Origin of the sequence: Kitasatospora sp. NPDC089509 (genome assembly GCF_044749365.1) — a bacterium.
Taxonomy (GTDB): domain Bacteria; phylum Actinomycetota; class Actinomycetes; order Streptomycetales; family Streptomycetaceae; genus Kitasatospora.
In genome coordinates, this window is record NZ_JBIVHS010000009.1 from 182,717 (window position 1) to 206,932 (window position 24,216).

The 24,216-nt window shown below is 72.7% G+C and carries 15 protein-coding genes; 6 read left to right on the top strand and 9 right to left on the bottom strand.

What is annotated here, in order from left to right:
* Nucleotides 1-45: 45 nt before the first annotated feature.
* Nucleotides 46-747: a TetR/AcrR family transcriptional regulator gene (locus ACIP4P_RS21120; RefSeq protein WP_400920536.1), complete on the bottom strand. Its 702-nt coding sequence runs from the start codon at nt 745-747 to the stop codon at nt 46-48.
* A 363-nt stretch (nt 748-1,110) separates the two neighbouring features.
* Between ACIP4P_RS21120 and ACIP4P_RS21125 the strand changes: the two genes are divergently transcribed.
* From ACIP4P_RS21125 to ACIP4P_RS21140, 4 genes are all read left to right on the top strand, one after another.
* Nucleotides 1,111-2,112, top strand: coding sequence for a tetratricopeptide repeat protein (locus ACIP4P_RS21125; protein WP_400920538.1), 1,002 nt, complete (start codon nt 1,111-1,113; stop codon nt 2,110-2,112).
* A gap of 748 nt (nt 2,113-2,860) precedes the next feature.
* Nucleotides 2,861-3,532, top strand: a complete 672-nt coding sequence (locus ACIP4P_RS21130) for a DUF6230 family protein (protein ID WP_350512036.1) — start codon at nt 2,861-2,863, stop codon at nt 3,530-3,532.
* Nucleotides 3,533-3,668: 136 nt separating this feature from the next.
* Entirely contained in the window at nt 3,669-4,352 is a 684-nt protein-coding gene (locus ACIP4P_RS21135; protein ID WP_400920542.1) for a DUF6114 domain-containing protein, read from the top strand.
* Entirely contained in the window at nt 4,349-5,782 is a 1,434-nt protein-coding gene (locus ACIP4P_RS21140) for a hypothetical protein (protein ID WP_400920544.1), read from the top strand. The genes ACIP4P_RS21135 and ACIP4P_RS21140 overlap by 4 nt, the downstream gene beginning before the upstream one ends.
* 97 nt (nt 5,783-5,879) lie before the next feature.
* Here the strand turns inward: ACIP4P_RS21140 and pyk are convergent, their stop codons facing one another.
* From pyk to ACIP4P_RS21180, 8 genes are all read right to left on the bottom strand, one after another.
* Nucleotides 5,880-7,307: a pyruvate kinase gene (pyk, locus tag ACIP4P_RS21145; protein ID WP_350512039.1), complete on the bottom strand. Its 1,428-nt coding sequence runs from the start codon at nt 7,305-7,307 to the stop codon at nt 5,880-5,882.
* Nucleotides 7,308-7,401: 94 nt separating this feature from the next.
* Nucleotides 7,402-8,625 (bottom strand): acetate kinase, encoded by a 1,224-nt coding sequence (locus ACIP4P_RS21150; RefSeq protein WP_400920546.1) that lies wholly within the window; start codon nt 8,623-8,625, stop codon nt 7,402-7,404.
* Complete coding sequence (gene pta / locus ACIP4P_RS21155) at nt 8,622-10,751, bottom strand: phosphate acetyltransferase (protein WP_400920548.1); 2,130 nt, start codon at nt 10,749-10,751, stop codon at nt 8,622-8,624. The genes ACIP4P_RS21150 and pta overlap by 4 nt, the downstream gene beginning before the upstream one ends.
* Before the next feature lie 163 nt (nt 10,752-10,914).
* Complete coding sequence (locus ACIP4P_RS21160; RefSeq protein WP_400920550.1) at nt 10,915-11,580, bottom strand: hypothetical protein; 666 nt, start codon at nt 11,578-11,580, stop codon at nt 10,915-10,917.
* A 52-nt stretch (nt 11,581-11,632) separates the two neighbouring features.
* Entirely contained in the window at nt 11,633-13,975 is a 2,343-nt protein-coding gene (gene glgB / locus ACIP4P_RS21165) for a 1,4-alpha-glucan branching protein GlgB (protein ID WP_400920552.1), read from the bottom strand.
* Nucleotides 13,976-14,038: 63 nt separating this feature from the next.
* Nucleotides 14,039-15,529 carry a maltokinase N-terminal cap-like domain-containing protein gene (locus ACIP4P_RS21170; RefSeq protein WP_350512044.1) on the bottom strand — a complete coding sequence of 497 codons (1,491 nt, stop codon included), beginning with the start codon at nt 15,527-15,529 and terminating at the stop codon, nt 14,039-14,041.
* 253 nt (nt 15,530-15,782) lie between these two features.
* Nucleotides 15,783-17,507, bottom strand: a complete 1,725-nt coding sequence (treS, locus tag ACIP4P_RS21175; protein WP_350512045.1) for a maltose alpha-D-glucosyltransferase — start codon at nt 17,505-17,507, stop codon at nt 15,783-15,785.
* Nucleotides 17,504-19,459: an alpha-1,4-glucan--maltose-1-phosphate maltosyltransferase gene (locus tag ACIP4P_RS21180; RefSeq protein ID WP_400920699.1), complete on the bottom strand. Its 1,956-nt coding sequence runs from the start codon at nt 19,457-19,459 to the stop codon at nt 17,504-17,506. Before ACIP4P_RS21180 ends, treS begins: the two co-directional genes overlap by 4 nt.
* Before the next feature lie 1,056 nt (nt 19,460-20,515).
* Between ACIP4P_RS21180 and glgP the strand changes: the two genes are divergently transcribed.
* Both glgP and ACIP4P_RS21190 read left to right on the top strand, forming a co-directional pair.
* A complete protein-coding gene (gene glgP / locus ACIP4P_RS21185; RefSeq protein WP_400920555.1) occupies nt 20,516-23,182 on the top strand; it encodes an alpha-glucan family phosphorylase in 2,667 nt (888 codons plus the stop codon).
* A 90-nt stretch (nt 23,183-23,272) separates the two neighbouring features.
* Entirely contained in the window at nt 23,273-24,172 is a 900-nt protein-coding gene (locus ACIP4P_RS21190; RefSeq protein ID WP_400920557.1) for a hypothetical protein, read from the top strand.
* Nucleotides 24,173-24,216: the final 44 nt, after the last annotated feature.

Consider the following 24,216-nt stretch of genomic DNA (forward strand, 5'->3'; position numbering starts at 1 on the left):
CCGTCGTACGGAACGCTCCGTACGGCGGCCTCGCCGTGCCCCGGCTCAGCCGGTGGTGGTGAGCGGGCCGAGCAGCAGGTCGGTGAAGCGGCGGGTCCACTCGGGGGTGATCGGCTCGCCGCTGACCAGCACCCGGTGCTCGACCGTCCCGGCGATGGTGTCGAAGATGATGTCGACCTCCTCGCGGGCCGTCGCGGCGCAGGCGTCCGCCTCCAGCTCGCCGCGCGCCTGGGCGGCCGCCCGCCCCTGTCGGACCAGCCGCTTCTGCGGGTCCACGATCGCCTCCCGGATCCGGCGGCGCAGCTGCCGGTCGCGGGTGCCCTCGGCGAACAGGGCGAGCAGCGCGGCCTGGGTCTCCGGGCGGGCCAGCAGGGCGGCGAACTGGCCCACCACGGCCTCGATGTCGGCCCGCAGGCTGCCGAGGTCGGGCATCACGAGTTCGTCGAAGAGGCTGGCGACGGCGTCGACCACCAGTTCGTTCTTGGAGGGCCAGCGGCGGTAGAGCGTGGTCTTGGCGACCCCGGCCCGGCTGGCGACGTGGCCCATGGTCAGTCCGCCCCAGCCGAGTTCGGCGAGGGCCTCGCGGGTGGCGTCGAGGATCGCGAGGTCGGCGGCGGCGCTGCGCGGGCGGCCCTTGGCCCGGGCCGCGCCCGCGCCGCCTGGACCGCTTGCACCACCCGTGCTGTCCGGGGGTGTGCTGCGGCGGACCGTGTCGTCCGGGCTGGCGGAGGGCTGGGCGGCCGGCACCGGGTCTCCTTGCGATGTACTGGTAAGTAACCTGGGTGGGGCTGGTAACGGTAGCGACTGTTCGCGGATTCGGGCAGTCGGGCGGGTCGGGAAAGTGGGGCAGGTCACGTCCCCGAACCGTCGGTGGGGCTTGCGGCCGGGGCACCGGCTCCAGTTACGCTACGACCTGTAGCGAAAGCAGTGACAACCAGGCGCCGCACCCGTGGGACGGGGCGGCGCGGGTGCGGGTGGGGATCCGCGCCGAACGGTTCAGGCTACCGGGGGAGGGGTGCACCGCCCGGGAACCCGCATCGCGCAGCCCGCGCGGAGCGACTTTCCGGAGGTTGGTGTCCGCGAGCAGCGCCGACGGGGGAGGATGGTGCCATGCAGCCACGGAATTCGCGTCTCAACAGCTCCGCCCTGCGCGGTGCGGTCGACCTCGCCGCAGTGAAGGCGGCCGGTGAGGCCGCCCAGAAGGCCGAGCAGGCCCGGGCCGAGCGGGCCCGCCAGGCGGCCGCCGCCGAAGCGGACGGAGTCGCCCCCCAGCCCGCCCTCCAGCTCGTCATCGACGTCACCGAGGACACCTTCGAGACCGAGGTCGTCCAGCGCTCCACCGAGGTGCCGGTCGTCATCGACTTCTGGGCCGAGTGGTGCGGGCCCTGCAAGCAGCTCAGCCCGATCCTGGAGGGCCTGGCCGAGGAGTACGCCGGCGCCTTCGTGCTCGCCAAGATCGACGTGGACGCCAACCAGCTGATCGCCCAGCAGTTCGGCATCCAGGGCATCCCGGCCGTGATGGCCGTGGTGGCCGGCCAGCTGGTGCCGCTGTTCCAGGGTGCGGAGAGCGCCGCCAACGTCCGCAAGGTGCTGGACCAGCTGATCCTGGTCGCCGAGCAGCGCTTCGGCATCTCCGGCACCGGCGCCGCCGTGGCCGCCCCCGGCGAGCCGGGCGAGGCCGTCGCCGCCCAGCGCCCGGAGGACCCGGCACTGTCCGCCGCGCACGACGCGCTGGACGCCGGTGACCTGGCCGGTGCCATCCGGGCGTACCAGGACGTGCTGGTCGACCAGCCGGGCAACACCGAGGCCAAGTTGGGCCTGGCCCAGGCCGAACTGCTCCAGCGGGTCGAGGGGTTGGACCTCCAGGCGGTCCGGTCGGCGGCCGCCGCCGACCCGAAGGACGTCGAGGCCCAGCTGCGGGCGGCCGACCTGGACCTGGTGGGCGGTCACGTCGAGGACGCCTTCGGGCGCCTGGTGAGCACCGTCGGCCGGACCTTCGGCGAGGACCGGGACACCGCCCGGCTGCGCCTGCTGGAGCTGTTCGAGGTGATCGGACCGGAGGACCCGCGGGTCGTCACGGCCCGTGCGGCGCTGGCCCGCGTGCTGTTCTGAGGCCCGGTCGGGGCGGGGTTCCGCGCCCCGGTCGCGGCGGTCCGGGCCCGGACCTGGCACCGAGTGCCTGGCACGTCGGATGACCTGCGGTGTCGCCTGGTGATTTGGCGACAATCGGGTCAACCGGACAGAGGTTTACCAAATCTTGATTTCACCCGTGGGTGGTCACGTTCAGTGACCACCCACGGGTGTTTCATTGGTGTTTCCGGCGAATTTCGTCGTCACGATTCCTTCAACACGTCACGCACGGTGCAACTCGGGTCAACTCCATGATCAATGCCACCTGCTGTTGCATTACCCGTCAGTAAGGCACCTCTTGTGCTTCGCCCGGGATTCAAGCACGATCGGCCACGCCCGGTCCCAGACTCCACACCCTCCGACAGCCGGTCGGCCACGCGGAGCGCGGGATCCCCACCGGGTGATCCGCCGGCTCCGGTCGGCGGTAGGGAGGGCAGGGGGGTATCCGCGGTCCCACGGCGGTTCCTGTCCTCGACCGGCCGCGCGGTCCCGCGCGGTCGCAGGTTGTCGCTCGGGGGTGATCGCCGATGTCGTCGGTCCGACCCGTCGTCCCGCAAGGACGGCCGGTTCCGGGACGGGAGTGCCGCGGTACGCAGGCGGCTCCCGTGTCCGACGACGCCCAAGGCGCTCTCCGCTACCGAGGACGTAGCTCTCTCCCATCCCAGGCCCCCACCGGCGCGGGACGCGCCGCCGGGGAGCCGGAGATGTACGTCCTAGAAGGAGGACTCGCATGTCCAAGACCTATGGCAAGACCCGCTGGAAGCGCTTCGCCCTGGTGATGGTGCCCAGCGTCGCGGCCACCGCGATGGTCGGCGTCTCGATCGCCAACAGCGCGCTCGCCGCCTCGTTCAGCATTTCCGGCCAGCAGTTCAAGGTCAGCACCGACCAGCTGCACGGCACCAACTTCGCCCAGTTCGGCTCGGTCGACATCGAGGCGAACGGCAAGCCGCACCCGGTCGCGGTCTCGGCCTTCGACCACGCCGACATCACCAACCTGTGCCAGTCGGTGGTGACCGACCTGTCCGCCTTCGGGCTGGGCAAGATCACCCTCCAGCTGCACGCGGGCACCGAGGCGGGCAAGCCGGTTCAGGCCGACAACCTGCTGATCGACCTGGAGCAGCTGAAGGCGGACGCGACCTTCCAGCAGATGAACATCGGCCAGGACGCCTCCACCCTCTCGGGTTCGGCCACCCAGGGCTGGGCCCCGCACGCGGGGGTCACCAAGGCGGGCGGCGGCGCCGGCCTGCCGAGCGGGCCGACCGGCTTCGCCCAGTCCGCCAAGGTCGCCGACCTGAGCGCCGTCCAGCAGACCGCGCGGGCCACCTCGGCCGGCACCTTCAAGCTGAACGGCCTGAACCTCGCGCTGAAGAGCGGCGACGGCCCGGGCAACGAGTGCTTCTGAGCCCTGGCTGACGGCGCGCCTGGCGGCGTGCCCGGATGACGGGCCACCTGGGGCCGGGGGGCGGCGGACCACCGCCGCTCCTCGGCCACCCCCCTTTTTTCGTTCCAACCTCGTAGCGACGTCGAGGAGTTGCACCATGTCCAGCGCAACGGTCGAGACGCGGCCCCGCCAGCAGAACCCCATCGGTTGGCTCTGGCGGCACTTCCGTGAATTCCGCCGCACCAGGCCCTTCTGGGGCGGCCTGCTGGCCATGATCGCCGGCGTCCCGATCCTCTACTTCCCGTACGCGCACCTGACGTTCGGCGGGCTGACCATCGCGATGTCCACCACCGCGGGCGCCGGGTCGCTGATCATCGGGGTGCTGATGATCATCCTCGGGCTGACAGGCTGGTTCCAGCCCGCCGTACGCGTCTTCGCGGGCATCGCGACCATCCTGCTGACGCTGGTCTCGATCCCGGTCTCCAACCTCGGGGGCTTCGGCCTGGCCCTGCTGCCCGGTCTGATCGGCGGCGGGCTGATGGTCTCCTGGGCTCCGATGCCGGAGCCGGCCACCGCCCCGGCCAAGGGGCACCGGGCCGCGCGCCGGGGCAAGCCGGCGGGTACCGCCGTGGCCGAGAGCGTCGCCACCGAGCCGGCCGCCGCTGCCGAGACCGAGCCGGAGGCTCCGGCGGTCTCCGAGGCCGCCGAGGCGGCCACCGCCGAGCTGCCCGTCCAGGCCGCGCCCCAGGAGTCGCCGGCCCAGGCCGGGTCCGAGCAGTCGGCCGCCGAGGCGTCCGTCCCCCGGCAGGGCACCGCCGGGGAGCAGGAGGAGGCGAAGTGAGCGGGTCGGCCGAACAACCGGAGGGCACAGCCGCCCCCGAGCGGCGCTCCGGTCGGCACGCGGCGCCGCGCACGCCCGTACGGGTGCGGCTGAGAGGCCGGGCACTGGCGATGGCCGCGGTGCCGACCGCGCTGCTGATGGCGGCGGCCTACACGCCCAACCCGGCGGTCGCCGAGTCGGCGGCGGGCAAGCCGTGCGGCAACGCGCCGGTGGCGGTGCCGGACGTGACACCGATCGAGACGCCCGTCCCCAAGAGCGAGCTGCCCGAGCCGCCACCCGCACCCGGCACGCCCTCGACCGACCCGAGCGCGGTGCCGACCACCGCGCCGACCCAGGCACCGACGACGGCCCCGAGCCAGTCTCCGACCGGGACGCCCACGGGGGCGCCGGCCACCACGCCGGTGAAGCCGGGCACCACCACGGCCACCCGGTCCGCCCTCGGCTCCGACGCCACCGGCGGCGCGGGTGCGGTGAGCGCGGTCTACCGGGGCGACGCCGGCGGGACGGCCGCCGCGCGGCCGGCCGGGCTGATCGACGACCTCGTCGGCGGCATCAACCACCTGCTGAGCCCGGGGAGTTCGCCCAGTCCGTCGCCGAGCGCGACACCCAGTGCCACCCCGAAGCCGCCGGCCGCCCCGGCCCCGCGGGTCGGCACCCCGGCGCAGCCCCAGCCCCAGTCGCAGGCCCCGTCGGCCGCCACGGAGCAGGCCGCCCCGTCCGCCGCCGAGCCCACGGCCGGGCAGCCCTCGCCGACCGCCACCGCCCCCGGCGGGAAGTCCGCCACCCGGTCGGCCCCGTCGGCGATGCCGTCCGGGACCCCGTCGGCGGACGCCCCGGCGACCCCGGCGGCCACCCCGACGCCCTCCGCCTCGCCCACCGCTAACCCCAACTGCGACGTGGACGCCCGCAACCTGACGGCCGGCCGGGCCGCCACCGACCAGGTCGTCCCGGAGCAGAACTGGACGCTGAAGACCAGCCGGCTCGGCCTGCACGGCGCGGTCTTCCACGGGGTCTACGACGTGAAGACCCCGACCGGCACCAAGCGGGTGCTGAAGTTCGTGGTCGACAGCGTGGACATCGAGAACCTCGACATGTCGACCCTGGAGGGCAACGGCGTCACCTTCCACGTCCAGGGCGCCCCCGGCTCGACCTCGACCATGCGCAACGGCCCGGTCACCATGTACGTGGAGCGGCTGTCCGGCCACCTGTCCAAGCTGCTGGGCCTGCCGATCCCGATCGACCTGGGCGAGATCACCCTCACCCCGGACACCCTGCCGCGCTGGCTGTACGACCTGATCGGCGCCATCCCGATCCCGCTGGACCTGGAGCTGACCGGGGTCACCGCCATCCAGGCCGGCCAGTTCGGCGGCACCCTGCACATCCCGGGGATGCACCTGTTCAACGACGACGCGCCCTACAGCGGCAAGTAGCGAAGCCGCCGAGCAGCGGACGCCGCAACGCTGGTGGGCCGGCCCTCCCGTCAGGGGAGGGCCGGCCCACCAGCGTTCGTACGGTCCTACCGGGGCGTCACTCGCCGTGCGAGCCCAGGCGGTGCACCTGCACCATGTTGGTGGTGCCGGGGATGCCGACCGGGACGCCGGCGGTGACGATCACGGTGTCGCCCTCGGTCAGCTGGCCCATCTTCAGCAGCTCGCGGTCGACCTGCGCGACCATCGCGTCGGTGGTGGCCACCTGCTCGGTGACGTACGACTCGACGCCCCAGCTCAGCGTGAGCTGGTTGCGGGTGGCCGCGTCCGGGGTGAACGCGACCACCGGGATCGGCGAGCGGTAGCGGGACAGCCGGCGCGCGGTGTCACCGGACTTGGTGAACGCGACCAGTGCCTTGCCGTTCAGGAAGTCGCCCAGCTCGCACGCGGCGCGGGCGACCGAGCCGCCCTGGGTGCGCGGCTTGCGGCCCGGGTTGAGCGGCTGGAGGCCCTGGGAGACCAGCTCCTCCTCGGCCTTCTCGCAGATCCGGCTCATGGTGCGGACGGTCTCGACCGGGTACTTGCCGACGCTGGACTCGGCGGAGAGCATCACCGCGTCGGTGCCGTCCAGGATGGCGTTGGCGACGTCGGAGACCTCGGCGCGGGTCGGCCGCGAGGCGTGGATCATCGACTCCATCATCTGGGTGGCGACGATGACCGGCTTGGCGTTGCGGCGGGCCAGGGTGATCAGCTGCTTCTGGACCAGCGGCACCCGCTCCAGCGGGTACTCGACGGCCAGGTCGCCGCGGGCGACCATGATGGCGTCGAAGGCGAGGACGATCTCCTCCATGGCCTCGACGGCCTGCGGCTTCTCGATCTTGGCGATGACCGGCACCCGGATGCCGACCTCGTCCATGACCTCGTGGACGTCCTTGATGTCGTCCGCGTTGCGGACGAAGGACAGGGCGACCATGTCGACGCCCAGGCGCAGCGAGAAGCGCAGGTCGTCCTTGTCCTTCTCGGACAGGGCGGGCACGTTCACGGCCGCGCCGGGCAGGTTGATGCCCTTGTTGTTCGAGAGCACGCCGCCCTCGACCACCACGGTCTTCACCCGCGGGCCGTCGACGCTGACGACCTCCAGGGCGATGACGCCGTCGTTGATCAGGATCGGGTCGCCGGGCTTCACGTCGCCGGGCAGGCCCTTGTAGGTGGTGCCGCAGATGTGCTGGTCACCGGGGACGTCCTCGGTGGTGATGGTGAACTCGTCGCCATTGTCGACGGTCACCGGGCCGTTGGCGAAGGTCGCCAGACGGATCTTGGGACCCTGGAGGTCGGCCAGGACGCCGATGGCCTTGCCGGTGTCCTCCGAGACCTGGCGGACCTTGCGGTACCGCTCCTCGTGGTCCGCGTGGTTGCCGTGGCTCATGTTCAGTCGGGCGACGTTCATGCCCGCCTCGACGATGGCCTTCAGCTGTTCGTAGGAGTCCGTCGCCGGACCCAGGGTGCAGACAATTTTCGCTCGGCGCATATCGGTCAGTCTATCCGTTCGTCTTATACGCGCATTCGGCGCGAACCGGGGGGAATCGCCGACGAAGTGTCCCGAGGGGCGAGACAATTCCGTGTCAGTCCTCGGACTGTTCACCTTCGCGGTGCACCAGGGCGAAGGCCTGACGGGCGATCTCCAGCTCCTCGTCGGTGGGCACCACCGCGACCGCCACCCGGGAGAACTCCGGCGAGATGATCCGGGCCTCGCCGGAGCGGACCGAGTTCAGCTCCGGGTCCACGGCGATGCCCAGCTCCTCCAGCCCGGCGGTGGCCGCCGCACGCACCGGCGCGGCGTTCTCCCCGACGCCCGCGGTGAACGCGATCGCGTCCACCCGGCCGAGCACCGCGTAGTAGCCGCCGATGTACTTGCGCAGCCGGTGGACGTAGGCGTCGAAGGCGAGCTTCGCGTCCGCGTCCCCCGCGTCGGCACGACGCATGATCTCGCGCATGTCGTTCTCGCCGCACAGCCCGCGCAGGCCGCTGCGACGGTTGAGCAGGTCGTCGATCTCGTCCACGGACAGCCCGCCGACCCGGTGCAGGTGGAACACCACGCCCGCGTCGATGTCACCCGATCGGGTGCCCATCACCAGGCCCTCCAGCGGGGTGAGGCCCATCGAGGTGTCCAGGCAGTGGCCGCCGCTGACCGCCGAGGCGGAGGCGCCGTTGCCCAGGTGCAGCACGATCACGTTGACCTCGGCCGGGTCCTTGCCGAGCAGCCGGGCGGTGGCGCGCGAGACGTACTGGTGCGAGGTGCCGTGGAAGCCGTAGCGGCGCACCCGGTGCTCGTCCGCGACGGCCTTGTCGATCGCGTACCGGGCCGAGTACTCGGGCATCGAGGCGTGGAAGGCGGTGTCGAACACGGCCACCTGCGGCAGGTCGGGCCGCAGCGCGCGGGCCACCTCGATGCCGGTGATGTTCGCCGGGTTGTGCAGCGGTGCGACCGGGATCAGCCGACGGATCTCCGTGAGCACCTCGTCGGTGATCACGGTCGGCTCGGTGAACCGCTTGCCGCCGTGCACCACCCGGTGGCCGATCGCGGCCAGCTCGGGCGAGTCCAGCCCGATGCCGTCGGCGGACAGCTCCTCGGCGACGGCCTTCAGCGCGGCCGAGTGGTCCGGGAAGGGCTGCCGCAGCTCGCGCCCGTCCCCGGTGCGCGGGGTGTGCACCAGCCGGCCGCCGGTCTCGCCGATCCGCTCGACCAGCCCGGAGGCCAGCCGGGCGCCGTCCAGCATGTCGATCAGCTGGTACTTCACCGACGAGGAGCCGGCGTTGAGGACGAGGACGCGCGTTCCTCCGGTCATGCCTGCGGCTCCTTGTCGTCCTGGGACTGGATGGCGGTGATCGCCACCGTGTTGACGATGTCCTGCACCAGCGCGCCGCGCGAGAGGTCGTTGACGGGCTTGCGCAGCCCCTGCAGCACCGGCCCGACCGCGACCGCGCCGGCCGAGCGCTGGACGGCCTTGTAGGTGTTGTTGCCGGTGTTGAGGTCCGGGAAGATCAGCACGGTCGCCCGGCCGGCCACCGCCGAGCCCGGCAGCTTGGTCGCCGCGACGTTCGCGTCCACCGCCGCGTCGTACTGGATCGGGCCCTCCACCAGGATGTCCGGGCGCAGTGCGCGGACCAGCTCGGTCGCCTTGCGGACCTTGTCGACGTCCGCGCCCGAGCCGGAGGTGCCGGTCGAGTAGGAGAGCATCGCGACCCGCGGCTCCACCCCGAACTGGGCGGCGGTGGCGGCGGACTGGATCGCGATGTCGGCCAGCTGCTGGGCGTCCGGGTCCGGGTTGACCGCGCAGTCGCCGTACACCAGCACCTTGTCGGCCAGGCACATGAAGAAGACGCTGGACACGATGGACGCGCCCGGGGAGGTCTTGATCACCTCGAAGGCGGGGCGGATGGTCGCCGCGGTGGAGTGCACCGCGCCGGAGACCATGCCGTCGGCGATGCCCTCCTGGACCATCAGGGTGCCGAAGTAGGAGACGTCGGTGACCACGTCCAGGGCCAGCTCGACGGTCATCCCCTTGTGGGCGCGCAGCCGGGCGTACAGCTCGGCGAACTGGCGGCGCAGCGGGCTGGTGGTCGGGTCGACGACCCGGACCTGGGCGCGGTCGGCGCCCCGGTCGTCCTGCGGGAGCACGATGCCCAGGCCCGCGGCCTTGCGGCGGACCTCGTCCACGTCGCCGAGCAGGGTGAGGTCGCAGATGTTGCGGCGCAGCAGGATCTCGGCCGCGCGCAGCACCCGCTCCTCGGTGCCCTCCGGCAGCACCACGTGCCGGCGGCCGGCCCGGGCCCGCTCCAGCAGCTCGTGCTCGAACATCATCGGGGTCACCCGCTCGGACCGGCCGACCTCGATCCGGTTGGTCAACTCGGCGGTGTCCACGTGCAGTTCGAACAGGCCGAGGGCGATCTCGGCCTTCCGGGGGCTGGCCGAGCCGAGCTTGCCCTCCAGATGGGTCAGGGTGGCGGCGGTGGGCCAGCTGCCCTCCGGGACGACCGCGACCGGGGTGCCGGGGGCGAGCCGGGCGGCCAGCGCCAGCACGTTCGGGCCGGGGTGCTGGCCCAGGGTCAGCAGCACGCCGGCGATCGGCGGGGCGCCGGCCGCGTGCGCGGCCAGCGAGCCGATCACCAGGTCGGCGCGGTCCCCGGGGGTGACCACCAGGGCGCCGTCGGTCAGCGCGTCCAGGAAGGTCGGCAGCATGGCGCCGCCGAAGACGAAGCCGCGCACGTCCCGGGCCAGGCCGGCCGCGTCGCCGAGCAGCACCTCGGCGCCGGTCGCCTCCACCAGCTGGGCGACGGTCGGCGCGGCCAGGGCCGGCTCCTCCGGGATGACGTAGGCGGGGATCGGCAGCTTCTCGGTGAGGGTGCGCTGGATCCGCTGCTTGGCGCCGGGGGCGGTCCGGTTGGCGATCATCGCCAGGGTCTCGCAGCCGAGGTCGGTGTACGCCCGGTGGGCGTTGCGCACCTCGGCGATCACCGCCTCCGCCTCCTTGCCCTGTCCGCCGACCACCGGCAGCACGGCGGCGCCGAACTCGTTGGCCAGCCGGGCGTTGAAGGCCAGCTCGTCCGGGATGTTGGTGTCGGCGAAGTCGGTGCCCAGCACCAGCACCGCCTGGCAGCGCCGCTCCACCGCGCGGAACCGGTCGACGAGGGCGGAGACCAGCTCGTCCTGCCCCTGCGCGGCCTGCAGCGCGGCGGCCTCGTCATAGGTGAGCCCGTACAGCTCCGCACTCGGCAGGTCGATCCGGTACCGCCCGCGCAGCAGCTCGACCATGTGGTCCGTCCCGGGCTCGCCGGGCGCGGCGGCGTGCACCAGCGGGCGGAACACCCCGACCCGGTCCACCTGGCGGGTGAGCAGTTCCATGACCCCGAGTTCGACCGCCTGCCGGCCGTCCCCCCGGTCGATCCCGGTCACGTACACGCTGCGCGCCACGCGGATGTCTCCGTCCCGTCGCCTCGGAAGCTGGTCATATCGACCATACCTTCGCACTGCGAACGCCTGTCCGCGAGCAGAGGGCGGGCGGAGAGGCAAGGGACCAAGGGCCTGTGGTCGACGGTTGCCTCGATGCATCCGCACCGGGCGGGCACGTCGGGCGTCAGCGGGCGGCGTTGACGGACTCCGAGCCGGAGAGTTCGACCGTGGCGCCGGTGACGTAGGCCTGTGACAGGCGGTCGTCGAGCAGCCAGCCGTGCGGGTGGACCAGGGAGCCGTTGGGGCCCGGGGTCCAGCCGTCGGCGGTGAGGGTGGCGCGGAGGCGGGCCTCGATCTCGGCGGGGGGCAGGCCGGCGGTGCTGCCGAAGGCCAGGGTGCGGGAGCAGAAGTTGGAGCCGCAGTAGCCCGGGTCGACGTGGGTGACGGTGAGGCCGGGGGGTGGCGGGACCTCGGCGGCGCTGGGGAGGAAGGCGTCGTAGGACAGCAGCCGGTAGCCGACCGCGAGGACGATGCCGGCCAGCACGTGGGCGGTGACGGCGGCGATCGAGCCGCCGAGCCGGTGGTCGGTCTCCTTCGCCGGCCGGGGGCCGCGCAGCCGCTGTTCGGCCAGCCCGCCCGCCAGCAGCACCAGGCCGGTGACGAGCGGGTAGCCGATCTCCAGTTCGGCGGTGGCGCGGGTGAAGTACCACTCCCGTTCCAGGCCGAACAGGGCGAAGGCGAGGCCGGCCAGGACGACGAGGACGGTCACCCCGATCACCCGGGTGCGGACCAGGACGGCCCAGCAGACCACTGGCAGCCCCAGGTAGAGCAGTCCCAGGAACCACAGCATGAGCAAGCCCCCCGCCCGCCGACGATCAGTCCTGGGCGGGGAGCCTACGGGCTCAGGCCGGGCGGAGCCAGAGGGTGGCGAGCGGGGGGAGGACGAGTTCGGCGGAGCGGGGTTGGCCGTTCCACTCGACCGGGTCGGCCTTGATCGGGCGGGAGTTGCCGACGCCGCTGCCGCCGTAGGTCTCGGCGTCGGTGTTGAGCAGCTCCTCCCAGAGCTGTTCGCGGCCGTCCAGGGCGGGCAGGCCGACCCGGTGGCCGTGCCGGACGACGGGGGAGAAGTTGCAGACGGCGACCAGCGGGGTGCCGTCGGCCGCGTACCGGAGGTAGGAGAGCAGGTTGTCCTCGGCGGCGCCGCCGTCGAGCCAGCGGAAGCCGTCCGGGGTGGTGTCGAGCTCCCAGAGGGCCGGGGTGTCGCGGTAGACCCGGTTGAGGTCGCGGACCAGGCGGCGCACGCCGAGGTGGTCCCGGTGGGCCGGCCACTGCTCGTCGAGCACCCACCACTGCGGGCCCTGCTCGTGGTCCCACTCCGCGCCCTGGGCGAACTCCTGCCCCATGAAGAGCAGTTGCTTGCCGGGGTGGGACCACATGAAGCCCAGGTAGGCGCGGTGGTCGGCGCGCTGCTGCCACCAGTCGCCGGGCATCTTGGAGACCAGGGCCTGCTTGCCGTGGACGACCTCGTCGTGCGAGATCGGCAGGATGTAGTTCTCGGAGTAGGCGTACACCATCGAGAAGGTGATCTCGTTGTGGTGGTACTTGCGGTGCACCGGCTCCTTGGACATGTAGACCAGCGAGTCGTGCATCCAGCCCATGTTCCACTTCAGCCCGAAGCCGAGGCCGCCGGTGTCGGTGGGGCGGGTGACGCCGTCCCAGGCGGTGGACTCCTCGGCGATGGTGATCACGCCGGGGCAGCGCCGGTAGACGGTGGCGTTCATCTCCTGGAGGAAGGAGGCCGCGTCCAGGTTCTCCCGGCCGCCGTACTGGTTGGGGGTCCAGGCGCCGCCCTCGCGGGAGTAGTCGAGGTAGAGCATCGAGGCGACGGCGTCCACCCGCAGGCCGTCGATGTGGAACTCCTCGCACCAGTAGACGGCGTTGGCGACCAGGAAGTTGCGCACCTCGGTGCGGCCGTAGTCGAACTCCAGCGTCCCCCAGTCGGGGTGTTCGGCGCGCAGCGGGTCGGCGGGCTCGTACAGCGGTTCGCCGTCGAAGCGGGCGAGGGCGAAGTCGTCCTTGGGGAAGTGCGCGGGCACCCAGTCGACGATCACGCCGATGCCGTGCCGGTGCAGGGTGTCCACCAGGTGCCGGAAGTCGTCGGGGCCGCCGAGCCGGGCGGTGGGGGCGTAGTAGCCGGAGACCTGGTACCCCCAGGAGCCGCCGAAGGGGTGCTCCATCACCGGCATGAACTCCACGTGGGTGAAGTTCAACTCCTTGAGGTAGCCGGGGAGTTCCTCGGCGATGGCGCGGTAGGTGGTGAGTTCGGGCCGCCAGGAGGCCAGGTGCAGCTCGTACACCGACATGGGTGCCCGGTGGTGGGCGGTGCGGGCCCGGCGGGCCATCCACTCGTCGTCCTGCCAGCGGTACGCGGAGGAGGTGACCACGGAGGCGGTGCCGGGCGGGCACTGGGCGGCCCGGGCCAGCGGGTCGGCCTTGTCGAGCACCCAGCCCTGCCGGGTGTGGATCTCGTACTTGTAGGTGGCGCCCTCGGCGAGGCCGGGGACGAACAGTTCCCAGATGCCGGAGGAGCCGAGCGAGCGCATCGGGTGGCCGGTGCCGTTCCAGTGGTTGAACCCGCCGATCAGCCGGACCCCGACGGCGTTCGGCGCCCAGACCGCGAAGGCGGTGCCGGGGATGCCGTCGACGGTGCGCACGTGCGAGCCGAGCGCCTGCCAGAGCTGCTCGTGCCGGCCCTCGGAGATCAGGTGCAGGTCGAGTTCGCCGAGGGTGGGCGGGACGCGGTAGCCGTCGTGCTGGCGCAGTGGTTCGCCGTCGGGGTAGGACACCAGCAGGGTGTAGTCGGGGACTTCGCCGCCGGCCAGCAGGCCGGTGAACAACCCGCCCTGCTGGTGGGTGAGTTCGGCCGGTCCCTGGTCGGTCTCCACCACCACCCGCTCGGCGAACGGGCGCAGCACCCGGATCGCCGTCCCGCCGTGCACCGGGTGCGCGCCGAGCAGGGCGTGCGGGTCGTGGTGCTGTCCGCCGACCAGCCGGTCGACCTCGGCCGGCGGCAGCGGCGCCTCGGGCAGGCGCAGCGCCCCGAGCGGGGTGTCCACCGGGGGGGCGGGCTCGTCGGCCGCCCGGGGTTCGTCGGCCGCCCGGGGCTCGCCCCGTTCGGGGGCCCCGGCCAGGAAGGTGGCCGGGACGGGGCGGGTGGGGCGGCCGGTCGGGTCGAGCGACGTCACGGCGTGGTCCTCCTGCGGCGGGGATGGGCGGTCAACGGGGGCGCGATCGGCGGACGGGGGCGATCAGACGGACAGGGCGAGCCGGTTGATCGCGGCCAGCGGGATCGGCAGCCAGCTGGGCCGGTGCCGGGCCTCGTACACCACCTCGTAGACCGCCTTGTCGATCTCCAGCGCCCGCATCAGTTCCGGCGAGGCCGCCGGGTCGGCCCCGCCGCCGGCGGTGTAGCCGGCGCAGAAGGCGGTGCGGTTGCGCTGGGCCCAGGCGGCGGCGAGGTGGGCCAGTTCCGGGTCGACCGGGCCGCCGGCCAGCAGGTGGGCGGCCGCGTAGTCGAAGGAGCGCAGCATCGCGGCGATGTCGCGCAGGGCGGGCTGGGGCTCGCGGCGCTCGCTGACGGATTTGGCGGGTTCGCCCTCGAAGTCCAGCAGTACCCAGCCGTGCGGGGTGCGCATGGCCTGGCCGAGGTGGAGGTCGCCGTGGATGCGCTGGACCGGCAGGCCGTCCGGGTGGGCGTCGGCGAGCTGCTGGAAGGCGGTGCGCAGGGCGGCCCGGAAGCGCAGCAGTCCGGGGACGGCGGCGACCGCGCTGTCCAGCCGGTCGGCCATCGCGGTGGCGAGGCGGCCGGTCTGGGTGCGGTCGAGCCGGGCGACCGGCATGGAGCGGGCGAGCACCCGGTGCACCTCGGCGGTGGCGCGGCCGAGCCGGTGCGCCTCGATGGCGAAGTTGCCGGGGGAGCGGTCGCCCTTGAGCCGGCCGACCTGGTCGAGGGCGAGTTCCCAGCCGTCCTCGGCGTCCGGCAGGTAGCGCTGGAGCAGTCCGAGGGTGGCGGGTTCGGCGCGTTCCAGTCGGCTCTCGAACCAGGCGGCGACCCGGGGGATGCGGGTGGAGCCGGCCCGGGAGAGGGCGAGCGAGAGTTCCAGGTCCGGGTTGGTGCCGGGGTGGATGCGCCGGAACAGCTTGAGGATGTACGAGGTGCCGTAGATGACCGAGCTGTTGGACTGTTCGGCGGTGGAGGCGCGGCCGGGGAGGTTGGCGGGCAGCCCGGAGCCGGGGGTGCGGCGGAAGGAGAGCGAGCCGAACCGGTCGCCGGTGGCGAGGTGTTCCAGCAGTCGTCCGGTGAGTTCGGGGTCGTGCACCGCGTCGTAGAGGGCGGCTCCGTCGTACGGGCCCTGGTTGAGCCGGCCGAGCACGGCGCCGGGTTCGATGTCCGCGGGGCCCTGGGAGCGGATGCCGAGCAGCAGTTGGTAGGTGTCGCCGTGCGGGGCGCCGGCCGTGGTGGCGTGTTCGACCCGCAGCAGCAGGTGCAGCAGGGCGGGGTCGCCGACCTGCAGCGGGGTGCCGACCACCGGGACGAGTCCGGTGATCGGTCGGCCCTTCCCGGCGTACCAGCGCTGGGTGGGGAGCCATTCGGCGATCAGCGGCAGGGCCGCGTGGACGAGCTCACTGACCCCCGGGGCGGTTCTCCGGGCCCCGGCGCCCCGCGCGCCCGGGTGCGCGGCGGAGCCGGCCGGGGCGTCGTGCTGCACATGGGCTTGAGAACGGGAGGTTTCGGACATGACTCCCTTTCCCCGGAAGCACGCGGACTGCCCGACGGGTCGTGGCCGGGGTCCGTCAGTCTTCCGGATTTCGGCGGCGCGGCGGTCGCGGCACGCGAGCACGGCTCGGGTGTCACGCCTTCGTGTGGGTGGCCGTTGGGCTGTTCTCCGTACGCGGTGGTGCAGAGAACTCCGGGGGGCGCGGGGGTCAACTCGCGCCCCCGGAGGGTCTGGTGGTGCGGTGCGGGCCGCGGGTGGCAGGCGCGGCGGATCGTTACTTCGACCGCCTGGTCCCGCTCAGCCGCGGTGGCTGCCGGAGCTGGAACCAGTAGAAGCCGTGTCCGGCCAGCGTGAGCAGGTAGGGCCACTCGCCGATCGACGGGAAGCGCACCCCGCCGATCAGCTCGACCGGGTACCGCCCGCCGTACTGCCGCAGGTCCAGCTCGGTCGGCTGCGCGAACCGCGAGAAGTTGTTCACGCACATGACCAGGTCCCCCTCGTACTCGCGCACGAAGGCCAGCACGGCGGGGTTGCTGGACGGCAGTTCGGTGTAGGTGCCCAGGCCGAACGCCGGGTTGAGCTTGCGGATCTCGATCATGCGACGCGTCCAGTGCAGCAGTGAACTCGAACTGCTCTGCTGCGCTTCGACGTTGGTCACCTGGTAGCCGTACACCGGGTCCATGATGGGCGGCAGACTGAGCCTGCCCGGGTCGGCGGAGGAGAAACCCGCGTTGCGGTCCGGGGTCCACTGCATCGGCGTGCGCACGCCGTCCCGGTCGCCCAGCCAGATGTTGTCGCCCATGCCGATCTCGTCCCCGTAGTAGAGCACCGGCGAGCCGGGCAGGGAGAGCAGCAGGGCGGTGAACAGCTCGATCTGGTTGCGGTCGTTCTCCAGCAGCGGGGCGAGCCGGCGGCGGATGCCCACGTTGGCGCGCATCCGGGGGTCCTTGGCGTACTCCGCGTACATGTAGTCGCGCTCCTCGTCGGTGACCATCTCCAGGGTCAGCTCGTCGTGGTTGCGCAGGAAGATGCCCCACTGGCAGCCGCCCGGGATCGCCGGGGTCTTGGCCAGGATCTCCGACACCGGGTACCGGGACTCCCGGCGCACGGCCATGAAGATCCGCGGCATCACCGGGAAGTGGAACGCCATGTGGCACTCGTCGCCGCCGGCCGTGAAGTCCCCGAAGTAGTCGACCACGTCCTCCGGCCACTGGTTGGCCTCGGCGAGCAGCACGGTGTCGGGGTAGTCGGCGTCGATCTCCTTGCGGACCCGCCGGAGGAACTCGTGGGTCTCCGGCAGGTTCTCGCAGTTGGTGCCCTCGCGGGCGAACAGGTAGGGCACCGCGTCCAGCCGGAAGCCGTCGATGCCGAGGTCGAGCCAGAACCGCAGCCCGGCGATCATCTCGTCCTGGACCCGGGGGTTGTCGTAGTTGAGGTCCGGCTGGTGCGAGAAGAAGCGGTGCCAGTAGTACTGCTTGCGGACCGGGTCGTAGGTCCAGTTGGAGGTCTCGGTGTCGACGAAGATGATCCGGGCGTCCGGGTACTGCTTGTCGTCGTCGGCCCACATGTAGAAGTCGCCGTAGGGCCCGTCCGGGTCGGAGCGGGAGGCCTGGAACCACGGGTGCTGGTCGCTGGTGTGGTTCATGACGAAGTCGATGATCACGCGCATGCCGCGGGCGTGGGCGGCGTCCGTGAACTCCATGAAGTCGGCGAGGTCGCCGAACTCCGGCAGCACCGACTTGTAGTCGGCCACGTCGTACCCGCCGTCGCGCAGCGGCGAGGCGAAGAACGGCGGGAGCCAGAGGCAGTCGACCCCGAGCCACTGCAGGTAGTCGAGCTTGGCCGTGAGCCCCTTGAGGTCCCCGACCCCGTCGCCGTTGCTGTCCTGGAAGGACCGCACCAGCACCTCGTAGAAGACCGCCCGTTTGAACCACTCCGGGTCCAGGTGCTTCTTCGAGGTCTCCGGGAAGGTGTCGGGGACGGGCTCGTTCACTGTCACGCTGGGTTCCTCCGAACCGTGAGGAGGTGAGCCGGCTCGGCTGAGGGATCGAGCCGGACGTAGTTGTGCCGGCCCCAGGTGTAGGCGGCGCCGGTGAGCTCGTCGTGCACCGCGTACGGGCCGTCGCCGTCGAGAGTGACGGTGGCCTCCTGGACGTGGTGCGGGTCCAGGTTGACCACCGTGATCACGTGGTCGGTCAGGCCCTCGGGGGTGGTCGCGGTCTTGGAGTAGGCGAGCACCTGGTCGTTGTCGGTGGGGTGGAAGCGCAGGTCGCGCAGCTGCCGCAGGGCGGGGTGGCGACGGCGCAGCCGGTTCAGCACGGTGAGCAGCGGGGCGAGGGTGTCGGTGCGGTTCCAGTCGCGCGGGCGCAGCTCGTACTTCTCCGAGTGCAGGTACTCCTCGGAGCCCGGGTGGGCGGGCTCGTTCTCGAACAGCTCGTAGCCGGCGTAGACGCCGTAGCTGGGGGAGAGGGTGGCGGCGAGCACGGCGCGGATCGCGAAGGCGGCGCGGCCGCCGTGCTGGAGGAAGGCGTGCAGGATGTCCGGGGTGTTGGCGAAGAAGTTGGGCCGCATGTAGGCGGCGGCGTCGCCGGTGAGTTCGGTGAGGTACTCGGTGAGTTCGTTCTTGGTGGTGCGCCAGGTGAAGTACGTGTACGACTGGTGGAAGCCGATCTTCGCGAGGGTGTGCATCATCGCCGGGCGGGTGAAGGCCTCCGCCAGGAACACCACATCGGGGTCGGTCCGGGCGATGTCGCCGAGCACCTTCTCCCAGAACACCACGGGCTTGGTGTGGGGATTGTCGACCCGGAAGATCCGCACCCCGTGGGACATCCAGAACCGCAGGGTTCGGACGGTTTCCTTGACGATTCCGTCCATGTCCTGGTCGAAGTTGATCGGATAGATGTCCTGGTACTTCTTCGGCGGGTTCTCGGCGTACGCGATGGTGCCGTCGGCGCGGTGGCTGAACCATTCCGGGTGCTTGTTCACCCACGGGTGGTCCGGGGAGCACTGGAGGGCGAAGTCCAGCGCCACCTCCAGGTGCAGCGCCTCGGCCTCGGCGACGAAGTGGTCGAAGTCCTCGATGGTGCCGAGGTCCGGGTGGACCGCGTCGTGGCCGCCCTCGGGGGAGCCGATCGCCCAGGGCGAGCCGACGTCGTGCGGACCGGCCGTCAGGGTGTTGTCCGGTCCCTTGCGGAAGGCTCGTCCGATCGGGTGCACGGGCGGCAGGTAGACCACGTCGAAGTCCATCGCGGCGACGGCCGGCAGCCGTTCGGCGGCGGTGCGCAGGGTGCCGGAACGCGGCGGCTCGACCCCGTTCGGGTCCACCACCGCCCCCTCCGAACGGGGGAAGAACTCGTACCAGGACCCGAACAGCGCACGCTCGCGGTCCACCTGCAGCGGCAGCGGGCGGGAGGCGCTGAGCAGTTCGCGCAGCGGGTGGCGGGCCAGCAGCTCCAGCACCTCGGGGGCGAGCGCGGCGGCCAGCCGGGACAGCGGCGGCAACCCCGGGTCGCGCAGCGCGTCGGCGGCGGCCAGCACGTGCGCCCGGCCGTCCTTCTTCGGCACTCCGGCGGCGGCCTGCTCCAGCAGCCGGGCGCCCTCCTCCAGGACCAGCGCGGTGTCGATCCCGGCCGGCAGCTTCACCGCGGCGGTCTTCCGCCAGGTGGCGATCGGGTCGCTCCACGCCTCCACCAGGTACGACCAGCGGCCGGGCGCGGTCGGGGTGATGTGCGCGCCCCAGCGGTCGGTGCCCTCGGCGAGCTCGCGCATCGGGGTCCACGGGCCGCTGCGGCCGCGCGGGTCACGCAGCACCACGTTGGCGTTGACGGCGTCGTGGCCCTCGCGGAAGACCGTGGCGGTGACCGGGAAGGTCTCGCCGACGACGGCCTTGGCCGGGCGGCGGCCGGCGTCGATCTGGGGGCTGACGTCCAGGACGGGGATGCGGCCGATCACGGTGTCGCTCTCTGTCGTCTTGCGGGCGGAGGGCTTGGTGGCGGTCTTGGCGGCGCTCCCGCGGGCGGGGGCCTTGCGGGCGGGCTTCTTCGCGGCGGCCCCTGCGGGGTCCGCGGGGGTGGCCCCGGTGCCGGCCTTCGCGGTGGCGGTGCTGCGGCGCGTGGTGGTGCGCTTGCGCGGTGCCGCCGCCGGGCCCTCCTCGGCCCCGGGTTGTGGGGCCGCCGCGGAGGGCTGTGCTGCGGGGGGTCGTGCTGCGGAGGATTCGGTACGGACCGCTCCGGAGACCCGGGGCGACGGCATCGCCGGGTCTGTTCGAGTGTCAGAATCCATCCGTCCGGCGGATTCCGCGACCGCTGCGTCGACGGTGTCGGCCACCGGTGTGGACTGGTCCCGCGTGTCGCCGTGCATGCCAAACTCCTGCCCGAGATCAGCGGCAGCTCCCGCGGGCCGGGGGGTCGGGCCAGGGGAGTACCGGGAGGACTGCTGGGTGGGGTGGACGTGCGACCGGAGCCTGCCCGCGTCGTTGTCCCCGGCAACCTGCCCGGCGTCCGGCGAACCGGCGGCGGGACGCCCCGGAACCCGTGCGCGTCCCGGCGCACGCCTCCGGGGGCGCGCCCCTGGGCGGCCCGGTCGACCCGTGAACGAGCCGACCGGGCGCGAGGACACGCGCCGGTCCGGGGTGAGCGCCGAACGGGCTAAGGAAGAAGGGGAACGATCAACGCGAAAAGGATTCGGACGTGCTGTTCCACGGGGGACGCCACCCGCCGTCGTGGTCCCCGCGACAGCAACGACCTTCGGTCATCCTCGCACCGGCGACAAGGTTTTTGCAGCGGTACGACAGTAGTTTCGGGCTTTGTCCGGAGTGGATGAGCCACCGGAAATCGACCTGTTCCACAGCGTTCACGCATTGGTAGCGCGGTGCCCGGAAATGTGCGCCTCGCGCGCCCCCCGTGCAGACCAGTGCGCCGAATGCGATCTCATCAATAGGCCGAACGGATGCCCAATAGCCCGCTTGACCCACTGTCAGGCCGAGCGTCGCGGCTACGCTTCACGGCTGTGAAGGCAATCCGCAGATTCACCGTCCGCACCGTCCTGCCCGAACAACTCCAGCCGTTGCACGAGCTGGCCCTCAACCTGCGCTGGTCCTGGCACCCCGAGACCAGGGACCTCTTCCGGTCCGTGGACCCGGAGGTCTGGGCCGCGACCGGCGAGGACCCGGTGCGGCTGCTCGGGGAGGTCCCGGCCGCCCGGCTCGCCGCGCTCGCCGCCGACCGGCGGTTCCTGCGCAGACTCGGCGACCTCGCCGACGACCTGCGTGAGTACCTCACCGGCCCGCGCTGGTACCAGGCCCGGCAGGAGGACGGCACCACCCCGCCGCCCGCCGCGGTCGCCTACTTCTCGCCCGAGTACGGCATCGCCGCCGCGCTGCCCCAGTACTCCGGCGGCCTGGGCATCCTGGCCGGCGACCACCTCAAGGCCGCCAGCGACCTCGGCGTCCCGATCATCGGCGTGGGGCTGTTCTACCGGCACGGCTACTTCCGGCAGTCCCTCGACCGGGACGGCTGGCAGCAGGAGCGCTACCCCCTGCTGGACCCGGACGAGCTGGCCGTCAGCCTGCTCCGGGAGGCCGACGGCACCCCGAGCCGGGTCGACCTCGCCCTGCCCGGCGGCCGCACCCTGGCCGCGCACATCTGGCGGGCCCAGGTCGGCCGGGTCCCGCTGCTGCTGCTGGACTCCGACATCGAGGCCAACTCGCCCGCCGAGCGGGACGTCACCGACCGGCTCTACGGCGGTGGCAGCGAGCACCGGCTGCTCCAGGAGATGCTGCTCGGCATCGGCGGCGTCCGGGCCGTGCGCGCCTACGGCCGGCTCACCGGGCACCCCGCCCCCGAGGTCTTCCACACCAACGAGGGCCACGCCGGCTTCCTCGGGGTCGAGCGGATCCGCGAACTGGTCGCCGACCGCACCGCCGGGCTGGACTTCGCCGCCGCCCTGGAGTCCGTCCGGGCCGGCACCCTGTTCACCACCCACACCCCCGTCCCGGCCGGCATCGACCGCTTCGACCGGGACCTGGTCGCCCGCCACTTCGGCGGCGACGCGGCGCTCCCCGGCGTCCCGGTCGAGTCGGTGCTCGCGCTCGGCGCCGAGACCTGGCCCGACGGGGACCCGAAGCTCTTCAACATGGCCGCCATGGGCCTGCGGCTGGCCCAGCGAGCCAACGGGGTCTCCACCCTGCACGGCGAGGTCAGCCGGTCGATGTTCAACGGCCTGTGGCCGGGCTTCGATCCCGCCGAGGTGCCGATCACCTCGGTCACCAACGGGGTGCACGCCGCCACCTGGATCGACCCGGCCGTGGTGCGCCTGGGCGCCGCCGAGCTCGGCGCCGAGCGCGCCGAGGAGGCGATGACCACCGGCGAGACCAAGCGCTGGACCGGACTGGAGCGGATCGGCAACACCGAGATCTGGGACCTGCGCCGCAGCCTGCGCGCCCAGCTGGTGGACGAGGCCCGCCGTCGGCTGCGCGCCTCCTGGCGCCAGCGCGGGGCCGGCGAGGCCGAGCTCGGCTGGGTCTCCTCGGTGCTCGACCCCGACGTGCTCACCATCGGCTTCGCCCGCCGGGTGCCCTCGTACAAGCGGCTCACCCTGATGCTGCGCGACCCGGACCGGCTGCGCGCCCTGCTGCTGCACCCCACCCGGCCGGTGCAGATCGTGGTCGCCGGCAAGGCCCACCCGGCCGACGACGGCGGCAAGCGGCTGATCCAGCGGATGGTCGCCTTCGCCGACGACCCGACGGTGCGCCACCGGATCGTCTTCCTGCCGGACTACGACATGGCGATGGCCCGGCACCTCTACCCGGGCTGCGACGTCTGGCTGAACAACCCGCTGCGCCCGCTGGAGGCCTGCGGCACCTCCGGGATGAAGGCCGCGCTCAACGGCTGCCTCAACCTGTCCGTCCTGGACGGCTGGTGGGACGAGTGGTACGACGGCCAGAACGGCTGGGCGATCCCCACCGCCGACGAGGGCGCCGGGGTGCTCGACCCGGAGAGCAGCGAGGCCGAGCGGCGGGACGACATCGAGGCCGCCGCGCTGTACGACCTGATCGAGGAGCAGGTGGCCGGCCGGTTCTACGACCGGGGCAACGACGGGCTGCCGCACCGCTGGATCGCCATGGTCCGGCACACCCTGGTCACCCTCGGGCCCAAGGTGCTGGCCGGGCGGATGGTCCGCGAGTACGTCGAACGGCTGTACGCCCCGGCGGCGCTGGCCCAGCGTGAGCTGGCGGTCGGCGGACACGCGGGCGCCCGGGAGCTGGCCGAGTGGAAGGGCCGGGTCCGGGACGGCTGGCCGGGCGTGCGGGTCGAGCACGTCGAGGCGGACTGCCCGGCCGAGGCGCAGGAGCTGGGCAGCTCGCTGGCGCTGCGGGTGCAGGTCGCGCTCGGGTCGCTGGAGCCGGGCGACGTCGAGGTGCAGGTGGTCGCCGGCCGGGTGGACGAGACCGACGGCATCTCGGACGCCGCGGCGCTCGCCCTCAAGCCCGTCGGCGGTCCCGACCTGGACGGCCGCACCCGCTACGAGGGCTCGCTGGAGCTCAGCCGCACCGGGCCGTTCGGCTACACCGTGCGGGTCCTGCCGGCGCACCCGCGGCTGGCCTCGCCCGCCGAACTGGGGCTGGTCGCCCTGCCGGCCGAGTCCGCCGGGATGGACGCGGGGCTGCTGCGCTGACGCCGGGGCACGGGTGACCGCCGTCCGGGCGTGCTACGGACGGCTGTCATCCGGTTGCCCTGCGTGTCGCACGGGGGGAGCGTGATGCTCATGATGCGAACCATTCGCACGGCCGTCCTGGCCGCGCTCTCCGTGTTCCTCGTGGCGGGGCCGGCCCAGGCCGCCACCGCCCCCCTCGCGGCGCCGCCGGCGACCGCGCAGCTGTCCCTGGAGATCTCCCCGCCGCAGGGCCCGGTGGTCCCGGGCACGAACGGGACCCTGAAGGTGAAGGTCACCAACCAGGGGCCGTCCACCACCACCGACGACACCCTGGTGGTGGTGCACCTCCCGGCCCCGGCCGTGGTGGAGTCGGCCGACCCGGCCGTCGCCCTGACCTACTTCGGCACCGGCAGCTCCTACAAGATCCCGGCCGGGCTGGCGCCGGGGGCGAGCTCGGTCGAGCGGCTGGCCCTGCACGTCGCGCCGATCACCCTGTCGTACCAGACCATCAGCGGCGACGTCCAGGTGTACTACCCCGGTGACCCGGACCAGTCCGGCCACACCACCCAGTACAGCTTCACCACCGCCGACACCCGGGCCACCTTCATGACCGGGGCCTCCTCGGCCTGGCAGGCCGGGCACCCGATCCCGCAGCCGGGCGACCTCACCGGGCACCCCGGGGCGACCATCTCGCTGCCGCTGTGGGTGTACAACGCGGGCCCCTCGTACTCCCGGCACCCGATCGAGGTGGCGATCACCGTGCCCGAGCGCACCACCCTGACCGGCACGGTGCCCTACGGCTGCAAGAGCACCGGGCCGCGCACCCTGGTGTGCGCCTACCAGAGCGGGCCGCGGTTCGAGGACGCGATCTTCATCAATCCGTCCGTGGTGATCGACTCCTCGACCGTCGCCGGGCAGGTGCTGCCGGGCGGGACGCTGGACGTGGTGGCCGCGGTGGAGGACTGCTGGACGCCCTACTGGCACACCGACTACGTGGTGACCGTGAACTGACCGGCCCTCGGGCCTCAGGGGGACGGGGCGGCCCGCCCGGGTGC

Coding starts and splice junctions, on each gene's coding strand:
- ACIP4P_RS21125 (WP_400920538.1), top strand. CDS start 1,111: ATGCAGCCACGGAATTCGCGTCTCAACAGCTCCGCCCTGCGCGGTGCG.
- ACIP4P_RS21130 (WP_350512036.1), top strand. CDS start 2,861: ATGTCCAAGACCTATGGCAAGACCCGCTGGAAGCGCTTCGCCCTGGTG.
- ACIP4P_RS21135 (WP_400920542.1), top strand. CDS start 3,669: ATGTCCAGCGCAACGGTCGAGACGCGGCCCCGCCAGCAGAACCCCATC.
- pyk (WP_350512039.1), bottom strand. CDS start 7,307: ATGCGCCGAGCGAAAATTGTCTGCACCCTGGGTCCGGCGACGGACTCC.
- ACIP4P_RS21150 (WP_400920546.1), bottom strand. CDS start 8,625: ATGACCGGAGGAACGCGCGTCCTCGTCCTCAACGCCGGCTCCTCGTCG.
- ACIP4P_RS21160 (WP_400920550.1), bottom strand. CDS start 11,580: ATGCTGTGGTTCCTGGGACTGCTCTACCTGGGGCTGCCAGTGGTCTGC.
- ACIP4P_RS21170 (WP_350512044.1), bottom strand. CDS start 15,529: ATGTCCGAAACCTCCCGTTCTCAAGCCCATGTGCAGCACGACGCCCCG.
- ACIP4P_RS21190 (WP_400920557.1), top strand. CDS start 23,273: ATGATGCGAACCATTCGCACGGCCGTCCTGGCCGCGCTCTCCGTGTTC.